Source organism: Acidovorax sp. SDU_ACID1, assembly GCF_045291395.1.
Taxonomy (GTDB): Bacteria; Pseudomonadota; Gammaproteobacteria; order Burkholderiales; family Burkholderiaceae_C; genus MR-S7.
Genome location: NZ_CP152342.1, coordinates 4,011,452 through 4,028,859 on the forward strand (window position 1 = coordinate 4,011,452; position 17,408 = coordinate 4,028,859).

A 17,408-nucleotide genomic window follows, 5' to 3' on the forward strand; every position below is an offset into this window, starting at 1 on the left:
CTCAGACGCGTCCCATCGCGAAGCCCTTCGCGATGTAGTGCCGCACGAACCAGATCACGATGGCGCCGGGCACGATGGTCAGCACCCCGGCGGCGGCGAGCGTGGCCCAGTCCATGCCGGAGGCGCTCACCGTGCGCGTCATCGTCGCCACGATGGGCTTGGCGTTCACGCTGGTCAGCGTGCGGGCCAGCAGCAGCTCGACCCAGCTGAACATGAAGCAGAAGAACGCCGCCACGCCCACGCCCGCCTTGATGAGCGGCAGGAAGATGGTGAGGAAGAAGCGTGGGAACGAGTAGCCGTCGATGTACGCCGTCTCGTCGATCTCGCGCGGAATGCCACTCATGAAGCCTTCCAGGATCCATACCGCCAGCGGCACGTTGAACAGCAGGTGCGCCAGCGCCACGGCGATGTGCGTGTCCATCAGCCCCACGGTGGTGTAGAGCTGGAAGAACGGCAGCAGGAAAACTGCGGGCGGCGTCATGCGGTTGGTCAGCAGCCAGAAGAACACGTGCTTGTCGCCCAGGAACTGGTAGCGGCTGAACGCATAGGCCGCGGGCAGCGCCACGGTGAGCGAGATGACGGTGTTGATCGCCACGTAGATCAGGCTGTTGATGTAGCCCGAATACCAGCTCTCGTCGGTGAAGATGGTCTTGTAGTTGTCCCAGGTGAAGTGCTGGGGCCACAGCGAGAAGCTCGACAGGATCTCCTCGTTGGTCTTGAAGCTCATGTTGACCATCCAGTAGATGGGCAGCACGGCGAAGACCAGGTAGGCGATCAGGAACAGCGTGCGTTTCTGGAAGCGGGGCTCATTCATGGCCTGCGCCCTCCTTTTCGGCGGTGCCCACGCGCTGCATCCAGTTGTAGAGGATGAAGCACAGCAGCAGGATGATGAAGAAATAGATCAGCGAGAAGGCGGCCGCCGGCCCCAGGTCGAACTGGCCCACGGCCTTCTGCGTGAGGTATTGCGACAGGAACGTGGTCGCGTTGCCCGGCCCGCCGCCCGTGAGCACGAAGGGCTCGGTGTAGATCATGAAGCTGTCCATGAAGCGCAGCAGCACCGCGATCATCAGCACGCCGCGCATCTTGGGCAGCTGGATGTAGCGGAACACCGCAAGCTTGCTCGCGCCGTCGATGCGCGCGGCCTGGTAATAGGCGTCGGGGATGGAGCGCAGCCCGGCGAAGGCCAGCAGCGCCACCAGCGGCGTCCAGTGCCACACGTCCATGGCCAGCACGGTGAGCCAGGCCTGCGTGGCGTTGCCGGTGTAGCTGTACTCGATGCCCGCCGCCTTGAAGGCGGCCCCCAGCAGGCCGATGTCCGAGCGGCCGAAGATCTGCCAGATGGTGCCCACCACGTTCCACGGGATCAAGAGCGACAGGGCCACCACCACCAGCACGGCGGAAGACTTCCAGCCCTGCGCGGGCATGGACAGCGCCAGCAGAATGCCCAGAGGAATCTCCACCAGCAGGACGGCCAGCGAGAAGGTGATCTGGCGCAGCAGCGCGCTGTGCAGCTCCTCGTCGCGCATCACGGCGGCGAACCATTCGGTGCCCACGAACACGCGGCGCTCGGGGCTGATGATGTCCTGCACCGAGTAGTTCACCACCGTCATCAGCGGCAGGATGGCCGAGAAGGCCACGCACAGGATCACGGGCAGGATCAGGAACCAGGCCTTCTGGTTCACCGGCTTGGTCGTCGTGCTCATGCCAGCAGCTCCTCGTTGCGGTAGAAACAGGTGTGTTCGCCCATTACCTGCAGCCAGACCGCCTCACCCGGCGCGGGCAGCACCTGCTCGGGCGTGAAGCGCGCCTTGAGCGTGTGGCCCTGGGCGCTGGCGGTCAGCATCTGGTGCGTGCCCACGTCCTGCACCCGCGCCACCGTGCAGCGCAGCGCGCCGGGGGCGTGCGCGTCGGCCAGCGCCAGGTATTCGGGGCGCACACCCAATTGCAATTCCCCCTCTGGCAGCTCGCGCGGCAGCGCCAGCCGCTCCCCCGCGACGAGGGCGCCGCCGCCTTCTACCCGCACGGGCAGGAAGTTCATGCCCGGCGAGCCGATGAAGTGCCCCACGAAGGCATGCTGCGGCCGCTCGAACAGCTCGCCCGGCGTGCCCACCTGCACCACGCGCCCGCGCGTCATCACCACCACCTGGTCGGCGAAGGTCAGCGCCTCCACCTGGTCGTGCGTCACGTAGATCAGCGTCAGCTTGAGTTCGTGGTGGATCTGCTTGAGCTTGCGCCGCAGCTGCCATTTCAGGTGCGGGTCGATCACCGTGAGCGGCTCGTCGAACAGCACGGCCGCCACATCCTCGCGCACCAGGCCACGGCCCAGCGAGATCTTCTGCTTGGCGTCGGCACTCAAACCCGCCGCGCGCTGGTCGAGCTGGCCGCTCATCTCCAGCATCTCGGCGATCTGGCCCACGCGCTGGCGGATGCGCGCCTCAGGCACCTTGCGGTTCTTCAAGGGGAACGCCAGGTTCTCGGCCACCGTCATCGTGTCGTAGATCACCGGGAACTGGAACACCTGGGCGATGTTGCGCTCCTGCGGGCTGGCGCGCGTCACGTCGCGGCCGTCGAACAGCACGCGGCCCTGCGACGGCACGAGCAGGCCCGACATGATGTTGAGCATGGTCGTCTTGCCGCAGCCCGACGGGCCCAGCAGCGCGTAGGCGCCGCCGTCGTCGAAGGTCATGGACAGGGGCAGCAGCGCGTAGTCGCTGTCCTGTTGGGGATGCGGCTTGTACGAGTGCGCCAGGTCGAGTTCGATGCGTGCCATGTCAGCGCCCTCCCCGCTGCGGACGGCCAGGCGCGAGCACCAGCGCGCCGTCCGCGCCGAACACGTAGACCTGCGCCGGGTCCAGGTGCAGCGTGACCGTGCAACCCAGTTCCAGGTAGTGCACGCCGGTAACCTGTGCCACCAGCTCGCCCCACGGCGTGGCCGCGTGCACGAAGGTGTCGGAGCCCGAGATTTCCGCCAGCTCCACCACGCCCTGCACCGCCATGTCGCCCGGCCGCGCCTGCAGGCGCAGCGCGCTGGCGCGCACGCCCAGCGTGACGTCCTGCAACCCCGGTGGCAGCGCCACGTCCAGCGCCGCTCCGCCCGGCAGGCGCAGGCCCTGCGCCATGGCCTGCGCCGGCACCAGGTTCATCGGCGGGTCGCTGAAGGCCCGCGCCACGCGCAGCGAACTGGGCGCGTGGAACACCTCGGCCGTGGGGCCGTATTGCAGCAGCTCGCCTTCGTGCAGCACGGCGGTGTAGCCGCCCAGCAGCAGCGCCTCGCCCGGCTCGGTGGTGGCGTAGACCACGGTGGAGTCGCCCGTGGCGAAGAGTTGCGTGAGCTCATCGCGCAGTTCCTCGCGCAGCTTGTAGTCGAGGTTGACCAGCGGCTCGTCCAGCAGCATCAGCGGCGCGCCCTTGGCGAGGGCGCGCGCCAGCGCCACGCGCTGCTGCTGCCCGCCCGACAGCTCGGACGGATAGCGGTTCAGGAACATCTCGATGTGCAGGCGCTCGGCCAGCTCGCGCACGCGCTGGGCCACGTGCTTCTCGCCGCGCAGCTTCAGGGGCGAGGCGATGTTGTCGGCCACGGTGAGCGAGGGGTAGTTGATGAACTGCTGGTAGACCATGGCCACGTTGCGCTCGCGCACGGGCATGCCGGTCACGTCCACGCCGTCGACGCGCACGCGCCCTTCGGTGGGCGCGTCCAGCCCGGCCATGATGCGCATCAGGCTGGTCTTGCCCGCCTGCGTGGCGCCCAGCAGCACGGTGACGGCCCCGCCGTGCAGCGCCATGTCCATGCCATGCAGCCACGCCTGCGCCCCCACCCGCTTGCTGATTCCATCCAGAACCAACTCCATTGCCGCCTTTCCCTCGCCCTTGTGGGCCGCGTTTATTTTCGAATTGGTTCATTTTTGTTCTTTTTTGATCGAACAAGCATGCAGGTTTACCCTTGGTGCTTTCCTTTTGCTTCGTTTTAAAGTCCTGCCCAAGGAGCGAACGAACCCACGTGAACACCAATCCCCGCCAACTTCTGCTGCTCGACGAAGTGCGGCAGCGCAAGTCCACCACCGTGGAGCAACTGGCCGACACCCTGGGCGTGACGCTGCAGACCGTGCGCCGCGACGTGCAGCGCCTGGCCGAGCAAGGGCTGGTCAAGCGCTTCCACGGCGGCGTGCGCGTGCCCACCTCCACCGTCGAGAACCTGGCCCACACCCAGCGCGAGACGCTCAACGCCGAGGGCAAGGCGCGCATCGCGCGCGCCGTGGCGGCCCAGGTGCCCAACGACTGCTCGCTGATCCTGAACATCGGCACCACCACCGAGGCCATCGCCCGCGCGCTGCAGCACCACCGCGGCCTGCGCGTGCTGACCAACAACCTGAACGTGGCCGCCCTCCTGAGCGGCAACCCCGACTGCGAGGTGATCGTGGCCGGCGGCGTGGTGCGCGCGCGCGACCGGGGCATCGTGGGCGAGGCGGCGGTGGACTTCATCCGCCAGTTCCGCGTGGACATCGCGCTCATCGGCATCTCCGGCATCGAGATCGACGGCACGCTGCGCGACTTCGATTACCGTGAGGTGAAAGTGGCGCAGACCATCATCGAGCACGCGCGCGAGGTCTGGCTCGCCGCCGACCACACCAAGTTCCACCGCCCGGCGATGGTGCAGCTGGCCACGCTCGCGCAGATCGACCGGCTGTTCACCGACGAGCCGCCGCCCGAGCCCTTCCCTGCGCTGCTGCAGGAAGCAGAAGTGCTCTGCACCGTCGCTTGAATGAACGACGCCCCCTGAGCCGCTGCGCGGCTTCCCCGCTCTCGCAGTGCTGCGCTCTGCGGGCAGGGGGACGACGCCAGCGCGGCGGGGCGGCGCGGCCGGCTGAGGCCCTTGCGCGGCGTCTGCTGGCCTGGGGCGCGCCAGTTGCACAAGTCGCGTGCGACACAATAAACCAGTGAACCGCTGAATCACCATGACCACCTACCTGCTCGCACTCGACCAAGGCACCTCCAGCTCCCGCAGCATCGTGTTCGATGCCCACGGCCACATCGTGGCCCAGGCCCAGCAGGAGCTGCCGCAGATCTACCCCCAGCCCGGCTGGGTGGAGCACGACCCACGCGACATCTGGCGCACCCAGCTCGCCACCGCGCGCGAGGCGCTGGGCAAGGCGGGCCTCGCCGCCGGAGACATCCGCGCGCTGGGCATCACCAACCAGCGCGAGACCACGGTGCTGTGGAACCGCGCCACGGGCCAGCCCGTGCACCACGCCATCGTCTGGCAGGACCGGCGCGCCGAGCCCGCCTGCGCGCAACTGCGCGACCAGGGCCATGCCGCGCTCATCCAGCAGAAGACCGGCCTGTTGATCGACGCCTATTTCTCGGGCACCAAGCTGCAATGGCTGCTCGACCACGTGCCCGGCGCGCGCGCGGCGGCCGAACGCGGCGAGCTGGCCTTCGGCACCGTCGACAGCTGGCTCATCTGGCAGCTCACGAACGGCAAGCGCCACGTCACCGACGTGAGCAACGCCAGCCGCACCATGCTGTTCAACGTGCACACCAACCAGTGGGACGACGAACTGCTCGCGCTGCTGCGCATCCCGCGCGCGCTGATGCCCGAGGTGCTGCCCTCCAGCGGCGACTTCGGCCGCACGGACGCCGAGGTGCTGGGCACATCCATCGCCATCGGCGGCGTGGCGGGCGACCAGCAGAGCGCGCTGTTCGGCCAGGCGTGCTTTTCCGCCGGCATGGCCAAGAACACCTACGGCACGGGCTGCTTCATGCTCATGCACACGGGCGGCAACTTCCAGAAGAGCGAGAACGGCCTGCTCGCCACCAGCGCGGCGCAGACGGGCGCCGCACCCGAATACGCCATGGAAGGCAGCGTCTTCGTCGGCGGCGCCGTGGTGCAGTGGCTGCGCGACGGGCTGCGCGCCATCTCCGCCAGCAGCGAGGTGCAGTCGCTCGCCGAGAGCGTGCCCGACTCGGGCGGCGTGATGATGGTGCCCGCCTTCACCGGTCTGGGCGCGCCCTACTGGAAGCCCGACGCGCGCGGCACCATCACCGGCCTGACGCGCGGCACCACGCTGGCGCACATCGCGCGCGCAGCGCTCGAATCCATCGCCTACCAGAGCGCCGCCCTGCTCACCGCCATGAGCCGCGACGCCGTGGCCGCCGGCGGCGCACCGGTGAGCGAACTGCGCGTGGACGGCGGCGCCTGCGTGAACGATCTGCTGATGCAGTTCCAGGCCGACCTGCTGGGCATTCCCGTGGTGCGCCCCGCCGTGGTGGAGACCACCGCCCTCGGCGCGGCCTACCTCGCAGGCCTGTCGTGCGGCGTGTACGGCGGCACGGCCGAGCTGTCGCGGCTGTGGCGCGCCGAACGCCGCTTCGTTCCCACCCTGCCGCGCGGGCAGGCCGAGGCGCTCATGGCGCGCTGGGAGCATGCGGTGGCACAGGCCACGCTTTAGATAAAATCGGCCTCCAGCGCTTATGAATCAAGCGCAAACAGCTATCATTTTGAAAGCATCAGCGCCCATGACCGACAATACATCCACTCCTCCCATCGCCTTCATCGGCGGCGGCAACATGGCCAGCGCCATCATCGGCGGGCTGATCCGCCAAGGCCTGCCGGCCGGCCAGATCGACGTGGTCGAGCCGTTCGAGCCCGCGCGCGAGGCGCTGCGCCAGAACTTCGGCATCGCCGCGCAGCCGGCACCCACGGCGGCGCTGGCCCGCGCCGGCCTGGTGGTGTGGGCCGTCAAGCCGCAGACCTTCAAGGAGGCCGCCCAGGCCACAGCCGCGCACACCACGCAGGCGTTGCACCTGAGCGTGGCGGCGGGCATTCCCTCGCAGAGCATCGCCCAATGGCTGGGTACGCAGCAGGTCGTGCGCGCCATGCCCAACACGCCGGCGCTGGTCGGCATGGGCATCACCGGGCTGTTCGCCCGCTCCGGCGTGGACGCCGCCGGCAAGGCGCTGGTGGAACAGGTGGTAAGCACCACGGGTCAACATGTGTGGGTGGAGCGCGAAGACCTGCTGGACGCGGTTACGGCGCTCTCCGGCTCCGGCCCGGCCTACGTGTTCCTGTTCCTCGAGGCCATGACCCAGGCCGGCGTGGACATGGGCCTGTCTGCCGCACAGGCGCACCAGTTGGCCGTGGCCACCTTCCAGGGCGCCTCGGAGCTGGCAGCTCGCTCCGATGAGGCGCCCGAAGTGCTGCGCCAGCGCGTGACCAGCAAGGGCGGCACCACGCACGCAGCCATCACCCACCTGCAGGCCGCGCAGGTGCCCGAGCACTTCATCGCCGCCATCCGCGCCGCCGAGAAGCGCGCGCAGGAACTGGCGGCCGAGTTCGGCGCTTGAAGGGGAACATCCCCCTGTGGCGCTTCGCGCCTTCCCCTTCTCTCTACGCGCTTCGCGCTACGGGAAGAGGGACGCAGCCGGCGCGGCGGGGCGGCCCTTGCGCGGCTGCCCTCGCAGGGCGCGTCAGTCGCAAAGGCCGCGCCCTGAAGAACCCGCGATCTTGATTAAATCAGGCTCCAGCGCTTGCCAGGCAAGCGCTGGCAGCTATCAATAGCGCAGCAAGTACCCGAGCGCCACGCCCGCGAACAGCGCCGCGCCTATCCAGTGACTCTTGCTGAAGGCGGTGAAGCAGCCTTCGCGCGTGCGCCCCCGGATCAGCGTGTAGTGCCACGCCACCTGCGCGGCGGCAGCGGCCAGCCCCAGCGCGAAGGGCCAGCCGCCCACGCGCGGCCACAGCACCCAGGCCGTGAGCACCAGGCAGAGCACGAAGCACAGCATGACGCCCGCCACGTCGAAGCGCCCCAGCGTGATGGCCGAGGTCTTCATGCCGATCTTCAGGTCGTCGTCGCGGTCCACCATGGCGTATTCGGTGTCGTAGGCCAGCACCAGGAACAGGTTGGCCAGCCACAGCACCCAGGCGGTGGCGGTCACCTCGCCGCGCACGGCCGCGAAGGCGATGACGATGCCGAAGTTGAACGCCAGCCCCAGGAAGGCCTGCGGCATGGCGAAGAAACGCTTGGTGAACGGGTAGAGGATGGTGAACAGCACCGCGGGCACCGACCAGGCCACGGCCTCCCAACGCGTGGTGAGCACCAGGCCGAAGGAGAACAGCGCCAGCGCCGCGCCGAGCAGCGCCGCCTCCTTCACGCCGATCTGGCCGCTCGTGATGGGGCGGTGCGCGGTGCGCTTGACGTGGCGGTCGAAGTCGCGGTCGGCGATGTCGTTGATGCAGCAGCCCGCGCTCCTCATGAGCACCGTGCCCGCCACGAACACCGCCAGCAGGTGCCAGCCCGGGAAGCCGTCCGCCGCCACCCACAGCGCCACCAGCGTGGGCCACACCAGCACCAGCCAGCCGGCGGGGCGGTCGAAGCGGATCAGGTCGAGGTACAGGGACAGGCGGCTGCGCGAAGAAGACATGGCTGGATCCTACCGCCGCGCCCTGGCCCATTCCGCCGTGCAGACGACGAGCGCCAGCCACGCCAGCCCGAGCAGCCAGCCCGCGAGCACGTCGCTCGCGAAATGCACGCGCAGCATCACGCGGCTGGCGCCGATGGACAGGCCCAGCGCCAGCGCCACGCCCCAGACCGCCGCGCGCCAGTGCCGGGGCAGGCCGCCCGCGAGCAGCCAGGCCAGCATGCCGTAGAGCACCAGCGTGCCCGCGCTGTGGCCGCTCGGGAAGCTGTAGCCACCTTCGGACACCCAGCCGGCCTCGGGCCGCGGGCGGGCGACGAAGCCCTTGATCGCGCGGATCCACAGCCCCACGCCCGCCGTGCCCAGCAGCCACGCGCCCGCGCGCAGGCCCTCGCGGCGCCACAGGAGCCACAGCAGCACGGCCACCGAGAGCGCCGCCGTCCAGCCCACGTGGCCCCGGTGCGTGAAGGCCGCGACGGGCCCGAGCCACGCGGGCGGCCGGTGGTGCGCGAACCACTGCTGCACGGCCAGGTCCATCGCGTGCCAGTGCGCGCCCTCGGCGCAGCCGGGCGCGGTGAGGCAGAGCATGTCGCGCGCGAGCACCGCCAGGCCCAGCGCGGCCAGCAGTCCGGCCAGCGCCAGCGCGTGCCACGCGGCGGGCGGCAGGGCGGCATCGGAGGGTGCGGCCTGCGCGGGCGCGCGGCGCAGGTAGAAAAAAGGCCGCCCAGGGCGGCCATCACGAGCAGCAGCCCCGCGGGGCCGCATGCGCGTCAATCCAGGACATGCGGAGCGGGCGCTCCCATCACGCTTCGAGCAGCGAGCGCAGCATCCATGCCGTCTGCTCGTGCACCGTGAGGCGCTGGGTGAGCAGGTCGGCCGTGGGCTCGTCGCTGGCCTTGTCGGCCAGGGGGAAGAGCTCGCGCGCGGTGCGGGCCACGGCCTCATGGCCTTCGACGAGGATGCGCACCATCTCCAGCGCCGCGGGCGGCGTGGTGGGCACGTCGGCCAGCGAGGTGAGCTTGCCGAATTCGGCGTAGGAGCCGGGCGCGTGGTGGCCCAGCGAGCGGATGCGCTCGGCCACCGGGTCCACGGCGTTCCACAGCTCGGTGTACTGCTCCATGAACATGGCGTGCAGCGAGTTGAACATCGGGCCCGTCACGTTCCAGTGGAAGTTGTGCGTGGTCAGGTACAGCGTGTAGGTGTCGGCCAGCAGGCGCGACAGGCCCTGCGCGATGGCGGCGCGGTCCTTTTCGCTGATGCCAATGTTGATGCGCGGCACGCCGGTCTTGGCGGTGGCGGATTTGCTCGGGGATTTGGCCATGGTGTTTCCTCCTGTTGAACAACGGCGAAAGCTTACGACAGGCGCGTGACGCCCGGCAGCTCGCAAGCATAGACCGCATTGCGCAGCGCTGCGATGGCTTCGTAGCGCGTGAAGCTGCGCCGCCAGGCCAGCACCACGCGGCGCTTCGGGGGGCGCTGCCGTCGTCCTCGACGATGGGCAGGTAGCGGATGTGGGCGTCGTCGCTCTTGCGCCGGCGCGCGCCGGCGTGCAGCGCGTCGCGCGGCACCGACAGGCGCGGCACCAGCGTGACGCCCATGCCGGCCGAAACCATGTGCTTGATGGTCTCCAGCGACGAGCCCTCGAAGGTGCGGCGGATGCCCTCGGCGTTGCTCGCGTAGCGCGCGAACTCGGGGCAGACCTCGAGCACGTGGTCGCGGAAGCAGTGGCCCGCGCCGAGCAGCAGCATGGTCTCGTTCTTGAGTTCGGTGGCGGAGACGGAGGCGCGCGCGGCCAGCGGGTGGCTGCTGGGCACGGCGGCCATGAAGGGCTCGTCGTACAGCGGCGCCACGGCCAGGCCGGTGTCGGGGAAGGGCTCGGCCATGATGGCGCAGTCGATCTCGCCGGTGCGCAGCATCTCCAGCAGGCGCGCGGTGAAGTTCTCCTGCAGCATCAGCGGCATCTGCGGCGTGCGCGCGATGGCGTGGCGCACCAGCTCGGGCAGCAGGTAGGGGCCCACGGTGTAGATCACGCCCAGCGTGAGCGCACCGGCCAGCGGGTCCTTGCCGCGCTTGGCGATCTCCTTGATGGCGGCGGCCTGCTCCAGCACGCTCTGCGCCTGGCGCACGATCTCCTCGCCCAGCGGGGTGACGGAGACGTCGCTCGCGCTGCGCTCGAAGAGCTTGACCTCCAGCTCGTCCTCCAGCTTCTTCACGGCCACGGACAGCGTGGGCTGCGAGACGTAGCACGCGTCCGCGGCACGGCCGAAGTGCTTCTCACGCGCGACGGCGACGATGTATTTGAGTTCGGTAAGTGTCATGTGTGGAAGAGGGGCCGGCTATGGCGCAAGGCGACACCATAGTGCACTGCAGGCATTCTGAAAAGCCGCCGCGCTCAAGCAGGGCGTGCAGTTCGTGCGTTTTTGTGCAGCCGGCCCATTGTCCCACCGCCGCGCGCTCCGTGTGCCGCGCCCGGTCATGCCTTGAGATAGTCGGCCTTGCCGCCCAGCCAGCGCTCCACGTGGCGCGCGGCGAGCTGCGGGTGGCCGTCGAGCATGCGCGGCGCCGTCTCGCGCGCCCAGGCGAGCAGCGCCGTGTCGGTGGCCAGGTCGGCGAAGCGCAGCAGCGCGTCGCCCGACTGGCGCGCGCCCAGGAATTCGCCCGGCCCGCGGATCTCCAGGTCGCGCCGGGCGATCTCGAAGCCGTCCGTCGTCTCGGCCATGGCCTTGAGCCGGTCGCGCGCGGTCTCGCCCAGGCGGCCGCTGTCGCCCGTGGAATAGAGCAGCACGCAGGCCGACGCGGCCGCGCCGCGCCCCACGCGCCCGCGCAGCTGGTGCAGCTGCGAGAGGCCGAAGCGCTCGGCGTGCTCGATGACCATGAGCGAGGCGTTGGGCACGTCCACGCCCACCTCGATCACCGTGGTGCTGACCAGCACGCCCATGCGCCCGCTCTTGAATTCCTCCATCACCGCCTTCTTCTCGGCCGCAGACATGCGCGAATGCAGCAGGCCGACGGACACGCCCGGCAACGCCTCGCTCAACTCCACGTGCGTGGCCGTGGCGTTGGACAGGTCCAGCGCCTCGCTCTCCTCGATCAGCGGGCACACCCAGTAGACCTGCCGCCCCGCCGCCACCTGGGCGCCGATGCGCTCGACCACCTCGTCCTTGCGGCTGTCGGCGATGAGCTTGGTGACGATGGGCGTGCGGCCCGGCGGCAGCTCGTCGATGGTGGAAACATCGAGGTCGGCGTAGTAGGTCATCGCCAGCGTGCGCGGGATGGGCGTGGCGCTCATCATCAGCATGTGCGGCTCCAGGCCCAGGTGGGCCAGCTTCTTGCGCAGTTCCAGCCGCTGCGCGACGCCGAAGCGGTGCTGCTCGTCTACCACCGCGAGCGCGAGGTTGTGGAAGCGCACCTGCTCCTGGATGACGGCGTGCGTGCCGACGACCAGCGCGGCCTCGCCGCTGGCCACGGCCTCCAGCATCGCGGCGCGCTCCTTCTTCTTCTGCCCGCCCGCGAGCCACGCGACGCGCTTGCCGCGCGCGGCCAGCAGCGGCTCCAGCCAGCCGATGAGCTTGGCGAAGTGCTGCTCGGCCAATATTTCCGTGGGCGCCATCAGCGCGCACTGCCAGCCCGCATCCATGCAGACGGCGGCGGCCAGCGCGGCGACCACCGTCTTGCCCGAGCCCACGTCGCCCTGCAGCAGACGGTGCATGGGGCGGCTGGCGGCGATGTCGCGCGCGATCTCCTCGCCCACGCGGCGCTGCGCGGCGGTGAGCTGGAAGGGCAGTGCGGCGAGCAGCTGTTCATGCAGTGCGGTTTCGCCCGCAGCACGCAGTTGCGGCGCGCGCAGCCGGTCGCGCGCGCGCTTGGCGGTCAGCTGCGAGAGCTGCTGCGCCAGCAGCTCCTCGGCCTTCAGGCGCTGCCAGGCGGGGTGGCTGTGGTCCTCCAGCGTTGCCAGGGCCACGTCGGGCGCTGGGTGATGCAAAAGAAGAGCGCCTCGCGCAGGCTCCATGGGCGCTGGAGGCCATTTTGGCGATCGAAGCGCGCCAGGGGCGGCTCCAGGCCCGGCGGCAGCGTCTCGGGCAGGTCCACGCGCGTGAGCGCGCTGGCGACGGCGCGGCGCAGGTAGGCCTGCGGCAGCTGCGCCACCGTGGGGTAGACGGGCGTGAGCGCGGCGGGCAGCTCTCCCTCGGCCTTGCGGAACGCCGGGTGCAGCATCTGCCGGCCCCAGAAGCCGCCCTTGATCTCGCCGCGCGCGCGCACGCGCGTGCCCACGGCCAGGGTCTTCTGGTGCGAGGGGTAGAAGCTGAAGAAGCGCAGCTCGCAGGTGCCCGAGCCGTCGTCCAGCGTCACCACGAGCTGGCGGCGCGGGCGCATCTGGATTTCGCTGGCGGTCACCTCGCCCTCGATCTGCACCGTGCTGCCGTCGCGGGCGCTCTTGATGGGGGTGATGCGCGTCTCGTCCTCGTAGCGCAGCGGCAGGTGCAGGGCCAGGTCGATGTCGCGCGTGAGGCCCAGCTTGACGAGGGCTTGCCGGGCGGGCGAAGCGGCAGGGCCGGAGGAAGAAGGGTTCGGACGGGGCACGCGAAAAGGCTACCATGTCCGGTTACCGCCAACTCTCTGGAGACTCCGTTTCCCGCCATGCTCAAGCGCATCCCCGTACGGCACCTCACCCTGGGCATGTACCTGCACGATTTCTGCGGGGCGTGGATCGAGCACCCCTTCTGGCGCAAGCGCTTCCTGCTCGAAGACCCCGAGGACCTGGCGCGCATCCGCGCCACGCGCATCCAGGAGGTCTGGATCGACATCGCCCGGGGCCTGGACGTGCCCGCGGGCGCAGCGGCCGCGGTGCCACGGCACCCCGTGCCCGGCGCGCCCCCGGCCCCGCAGGAGCCGCCCCGCACGCCCGCGCCCGAGTCCGCCCCCATGGACCAGGAGCTGCGCCGCGCCGCCACCATCTGCGGCAACGCCAAGCAGGCCATGGCCTCGATGTTCAGCGAGGCGCGCATGGGCCGCGCGGTGGACGTGGCCGGCACCGAGGGGCTGGTGCACGCGATCTCGCACTCGGTCACGCGCAACCCCGGCGCACTCATCAGCCTGGCCCGGCTCAAGACGGCAGACGAATACACCTACATGCACTCCGTGGCCGTGTGCGCGCTCATGGTGGCGCTGGCGCGCCAGCTGGGCATGGACGACGCGGCCACGCACCAGGCCGGCCAGGCGGGCCTGCTGCACGACCTGGGCAAGGCCGCCGTGCCGCTGGCCGTGCTCAACAAGCCGGGCAAGCTCACCGCCGAGGAATTCACCACGGTGCAAAGCCACCCCGTGGCCGGCCACGCCATGCTGCAGGGCAGCGGCCTGCCCGCGGGGGTGCTCGACGCCTGCCTGCACCACCACGAGAAGATGGACGGCACGGGCTACCCCCACCGCCTGCCGGGCGAGCGCATCGGCCAGCTCGCGCGCATGGCGGCCATCTGCGACGTGTACGACGCCATCACCTCCGACCGCCCGTACAAGCGCGGCTGGGACCCGTCCGAGGCCCTGCGCCGCATGGCCGAGTGGACGCGCGGCCACCTCGACGGCCGGCTGTTCCAGGCCTTCGTGAAGACCATCGGCATCTACCCCGTGGGCTCGCTGGTGCGCCTGGCCTCGGGGCGCCTGGGCGTGGTGGTGGAGCAGTCGCCCGGCACCCTGGTGGCGCCGCGCGTGAAGGTGTTCTTCTCCACCAAGTCCGGCATGCGCATCGTGCCCGAACTGGTGGACCTGTCCGCCCCGGGCTGCGCCGAACGCATCACCGCGCGCGAAGACCCCGACGCGTGGCAGTTCCCCGACCTCGCCCAGCTGTGGTCGGACCTGCCGCCGCAGCCCTGGTGAGCCGGTAGCGCCGGCATCCCGCACGCAGCGGGTGGAATGCCAATAATGCGAATGATTCTTGATAATATTCGTTCGCCTGTCCCCCCGCTCTTGCATTCCATGCTCGCCCTTCTCCTCGTCCCGCTGGCGCTGGTGCTCGCCAGCCTCGCCCTGGTCTTCGCCTCGGAGCGCGCCGCTCGCCGCATCACCCGCCCGCTGGGCTGGTGCCTGGTCGCGCTGCTGGCGGCCGCGCTGCTGGGGGGCCACCTGCCGGCCACCGCGGTGGCCGGTCAGCAGCTTGCCGTGGGCGCCGCCCAGGCGGGCGCGCTGGGCGCGGGCCAGGTCCTGCGCTGGCAGCCCGCCGTGCCGCCGGGCCATGTGGTGCAGGGCAGCTTCGACGGTCCCGGCGCCGTGCTCGACCTGCTGGACGCCGAGGGCCGCCACCTGCGCCGCCTGGTCGCCGAGGACGACAGCCCCCAGGGCTTCACCTGGCAGGTGCAGCCGGGGCAACAGTTGCAGGTGCGCGGGGGCGCGCAGGCCGGTCCCTACTCCCTGGTGCTGCGCCGCGCGTTCGCCCCGGCGGACACGGCCGCCGCCGCACCCGCGCCGCAGAGCCCGCGCCTGCGCGCGCTGGCGCAGACCCTGGCCGAGGGCGGCGGCACCGCCGCCTTCTGGGCCGAGCGCGCGCGCGAGGGCACGCCGCTGGTGGAGCCGCTCTCCGCCCGCGAGGCGCTGGTCACCTTCCTGTGGCGCGGCACGCCGGACACGCGCGGCGTGCGCCTGTTCGGCAGCCCCTCGGGCGACCACGACCCGCTGCAGCGCCTGGGCGGCAGCGACGTGTGGTGGACGAGCTTTCGCATGCCGCTGGGCGCGCGCCTGTCCTACCGCCTCGCGCCCGACGTGCCGCAGGTCCGGGGCACGGCGACGGACAACCGCCGCATGATCCTGGCCACCGCGCAGCGCGATCCGCTGAACCCGCGCGCCTTCCCCGCGCGCACCGACACCGCGCTGGACGCCTTCCAGGGCTTCTCCGTGCTGGAGCTGCCCGGCGCGCCCGCGCAGCCCTGGGTGACGCCGCGCCCGGGCGTGGCCCGGGGCACGCTCACGCGCCACGTGGTGGACAGCCGCATCCTGGGCAACCAGCGCGCCGTCTGGCTCTACCGCCCGGCCGGCGCGCCGCCGCAGGCACTGCTGGTGCTGTTCGACGCCCATGCCTACCGCGACGACGTGCCCACGCCGCGCATCGTGGACAACCTGCTGGCCGACGGCCTGATCCCGCCCACCGCCGTGGTGCTCGTCGCCAACCCCAGCCCCGAGGCGCGCGGCGCCGAACTGCCACCCAACCCGGCGTTCGCGCGCTTCCTCGACGAGGAGCTGATGCCCTGGGTGCGCGCGCGAGGCCTGGCGCAGCCGCCCGAGGCCACCGTGGTCGCCGGCTCCAGCTACGGCGGCCTGGCCTCGGCCTATGCCGGGCTGGTGCTGCCGCACTGGTTCGGCCGCGTGCTGAGCCTGTCGGGCTCGTACTGGTGGGCGCCGCGGGGCGAGATGCCCGGCGCCATGATGCGCGCCTACGCCGAGGCGCCGCCGCGCGCCGTGCGCTTCTACCTGGACGCCGGGCGCTACGAGAGCGCCCGCGCCGGGCAGGACGGCATCCTGGAGACCAACCGCCACCTGGGCGACGTGCTGCGCGCCAAGGGCTACGCCGTGACCCAGCGCGAGCACCCCACGGGCCACGACTACCTCCACTGGCAGGGCGCGCTGGGCTGCGGCCTGGTGGCACTGCTGAACCCCGCGCGCTTCGCGCAGGGGCTGGCGGCGTGCGATTCGTCCGCTATGTAATCAGGAGCTAGTCGCGCTTTTCCTGACTGGAATTGCAGTGCATTCCATATGAAAAACCAGGAGCAGCCAGCGCAAGCAGCTCCTTTTTCAGAGCGCCGCGCCGGCGGCCTCCGCCGCCACGCAGCGGTTGCGCCCCTGGTGCTTGGCCTCGTAGAGCGCCGCATCGGCCCGCGCGATCAGCGCCGCCGAGCCGCTGGCGCCGCCGGCGGCCGGCAGCGGCACCTGGCTGCACACGCCCGCGCTGATGCTGACGCTGGGCCCGGCCAGCGAATCGGCGTGCGGCATATCCAGGGCGCGCACCGCCTGCACCATGCGCCCGGCCATGGCCTGCGCGCCGGCCGCGTCGGTCTCGGGCAGCACCACGGCCAGCTCCTCGCCGCCGTAGCGCGCCACCAGGTCGGTGCCGCGGCGCACGCAGCCGGCCACGGCGCGGGCCACGGCCTGCAGGCAGGCGTCGCCCTGCTGGTGGCCGTAGTGGTCGTTGTAGCGTTTGAAGCAGTCCACGTCGATCATCACCAGCCCCACGGGCCGCCGCGCGCGGCGCGCCAGGGCGCAGGTCTGCTCCAGCCATTCGTTGAAATGCGCGCGGTTGGCGATGCCCAGCAGCGCGTCGGTGCGCGAGAGCGTGCGCAGGCGCTCGTTGGCCTCCTCCAGCTCGTGCGTGCGCTGGGCCACGCGCTCCTCCAGGTGCTGGTTGGCGGCGGCGAGCTGCGCGTTCTGCACCGACAGCGCGGAGTAGAGCTTGCTGATCATCTTGAGCAGCGCCTGGATGCCGTTGTCGTGCGCCTCGCGTTCGCGATCGAACGCCTCGGCCGCGCTCAGCCCCGCCTGCACCGAGGCGATCTGCCGCGCCATCGACTGGTCGATGCCCAGAATGTGCAGGCCCAGCCACGAGGTGAGAAAGTCCACCAGCGTGGTGCCCGCATCCGCCATGGAGGCGCGCTGCATCCACAGCATGCGCACCTGCTCCTCGAACTGCTGGTGCAGCAGGCGGTGGCCCTCGATGTGGCGCGCGTCCAGGCCGCAGCGCCCCATCAGCTCCTCCTCTTCGCGGAAGTGGTAGGCGGTGTAGGCCAGCAGGCGCCCGTAGACGTCGGCCAGCAGCGCCTCGCCGCCGCTGGACGGCGAGAACAGCGCGTGGCTCAGCTCGTTGAACAGGTCCACCAGCGCGCGGTGCTGCACGTCCACCACGTCCAGGCCCGTGACGAAGCCATCATCCCAAACGAAAGAGGTATCCATGTGAGCCCGCAGCGTGTCATGACATGGACCGCAGTCTAGGCCTGTGCGCACGCAAAGGGTTGACTTCT

Annotated in this window: 13 protein-coding genes and 2 pseudogenes; 5 read left to right on the forward strand and 10 right to left on the reverse strand. The window is 70.7% G+C overall.

Annotated elements, in window-relative coordinates:
* Position 1: 1 nt before the first annotated feature.
* The 4 genes from AAG689_RS19680 to AAG689_RS19695 are packed head-to-tail and all read right to left on the reverse strand — an operon-like array spanning position 2 to position 3,848.
* The gene (locus AAG689_RS19680) at positions 2-814 is read right to left on the reverse strand and encodes a carbohydrate ABC transporter permease (protein ID WP_020227947.1); all 813 of its coding nucleotides are present in this window, start codon (positions 812-814) and stop codon (positions 2-4) included.
* Positions 807-1,703: a carbohydrate ABC transporter permease gene (locus tag AAG689_RS19685; RefSeq protein ID WP_406623413.1), complete on the reverse strand. Its 897-nt coding sequence runs from the start codon at positions 1,701-1,703 to the stop codon at positions 807-809. Before AAG689_RS19685 ends, AAG689_RS19680 begins: the two co-directional genes overlap by 8 nt.
* Positions 1,700-2,770 (reverse strand): ABC transporter ATP-binding protein, encoded by a 1,071-nt coding sequence (locus AAG689_RS19690; protein WP_406623414.1) that lies wholly within the window; start codon positions 2,768-2,770, stop codon positions 1,700-1,702. Before AAG689_RS19690 ends, AAG689_RS19685 begins: the two co-directional genes overlap by 4 nt.
* 1 nt (position 2,771) lies before the next feature.
* A complete protein-coding gene (locus AAG689_RS19695) occupies positions 2,772-3,848 on the reverse strand; it encodes an ABC transporter ATP-binding protein (protein ID WP_406623415.1) in 1,077 nt (358 codons plus the stop codon).
* A gap of 149 nt (positions 3,849-3,997) precedes the next feature.
* On the opposite strand from AAG689_RS19695, the gene AAG689_RS19700 reads away from it, so the two are divergent.
* From AAG689_RS19700 to proC, 3 genes are all read left to right on the forward strand, one after another.
* On the forward strand, positions 3,998-4,759 hold the full coding sequence (locus AAG689_RS19700; RefSeq protein ID WP_406623416.1) for a DeoR/GlpR family DNA-binding transcription regulator: 762 nt from the start codon (positions 3,998-4,000) through the stop codon (positions 4,757-4,759).
* A 193-nt stretch (positions 4,760-4,952) separates the two neighbouring features.
* Positions 4,953-6,446 (forward strand): glycerol kinase GlpK, encoded by a 1,494-nt coding sequence (glpK, locus tag AAG689_RS19705; protein ID WP_406623417.1) that lies wholly within the window; start codon positions 4,953-4,955, stop codon positions 6,444-6,446.
* 67 nt (positions 6,447-6,513) lie between these two features.
* Positions 6,514-7,341, forward strand: coding sequence for a pyrroline-5-carboxylate reductase (gene proC / locus AAG689_RS19710; RefSeq protein WP_406623418.1), 828 nt, complete (start codon positions 6,514-6,516; stop codon positions 7,339-7,341).
* A gap of 207 nt (positions 7,342-7,548) precedes the next feature.
* Here the strand turns inward: proC and ubiA are convergent, their stop codons facing one another.
* The 5 genes and pseudogenes from ubiA to recG form a co-directional block, all read right to left on the reverse strand.
* A complete protein-coding gene (gene ubiA / locus AAG689_RS19715) occupies positions 7,549-8,418 on the reverse strand; it encodes a 4-hydroxybenzoate octaprenyltransferase (RefSeq protein ID WP_406623419.1) in 870 nt (289 codons plus the stop codon).
* Positions 8,419-8,427: 9 nt separating this feature from the next.
* Positions 8,428-9,177, reverse strand: coding sequence for a phosphatase PAP2 family protein (locus AAG689_RS19720; protein ID WP_406623420.1), 750 nt, complete (start codon positions 9,175-9,177; stop codon positions 8,428-8,430).
* Positions 9,178-9,214: 37 nt separating this feature from the next.
* Positions 9,215-9,733, reverse strand: a complete 519-nt coding sequence (locus AAG689_RS19725; protein WP_020227938.1) for a Dps family protein — start codon at positions 9,731-9,733, stop codon at positions 9,215-9,217.
* Between the two features lie 32 nt (positions 9,734-9,765).
* A pseudogene (locus AAG689_RS19730) lies at positions 9,766-10,730 on the reverse strand (LysR substrate-binding domain-containing protein).
* Positions 10,731-10,885: 155 nt separating this feature from the next.
* A pseudogene (gene recG / locus AAG689_RS19735) lies at positions 10,886-12,993 on the reverse strand (ATP-dependent DNA helicase RecG).
* Positions 12,994-13,050: 57 nt separating this feature from the next.
* Here recG and AAG689_RS19740 point away from each other — a divergent pair.
* Both AAG689_RS19740 and AAG689_RS19745 read left to right on the forward strand, forming a co-directional pair.
* A complete protein-coding gene (locus AAG689_RS19740; protein WP_406623421.1) occupies positions 13,051-14,283 on the forward strand; it encodes an HD-GYP domain-containing protein in 1,233 nt (410 codons plus the stop codon).
* Between the two features lie 99 nt (positions 14,284-14,382).
* Positions 14,383-16,101 carry an enterochelin esterase domain-containing protein gene (locus AAG689_RS19745; RefSeq protein ID WP_406623422.1) on the forward strand — a complete coding sequence of 573 codons (1,719 nt, stop codon included), beginning with the start codon at positions 14,383-14,385 and terminating at the stop codon, positions 16,099-16,101.
* Positions 16,102-16,188: 87 nt separating this feature from the next.
* On the opposite strand, the gene AAG689_RS19750 is transcribed toward AAG689_RS19745, so the two are convergent.
* Positions 16,189-17,340 (reverse strand): diguanylate cyclase domain-containing protein, encoded by a 1,152-nt coding sequence (locus AAG689_RS19750; protein WP_406623423.1) that lies wholly within the window; start codon positions 17,338-17,340, stop codon positions 16,189-16,191.
* Between the last annotated feature and the right edge of the window lie 68 nt (positions 17,341-17,408).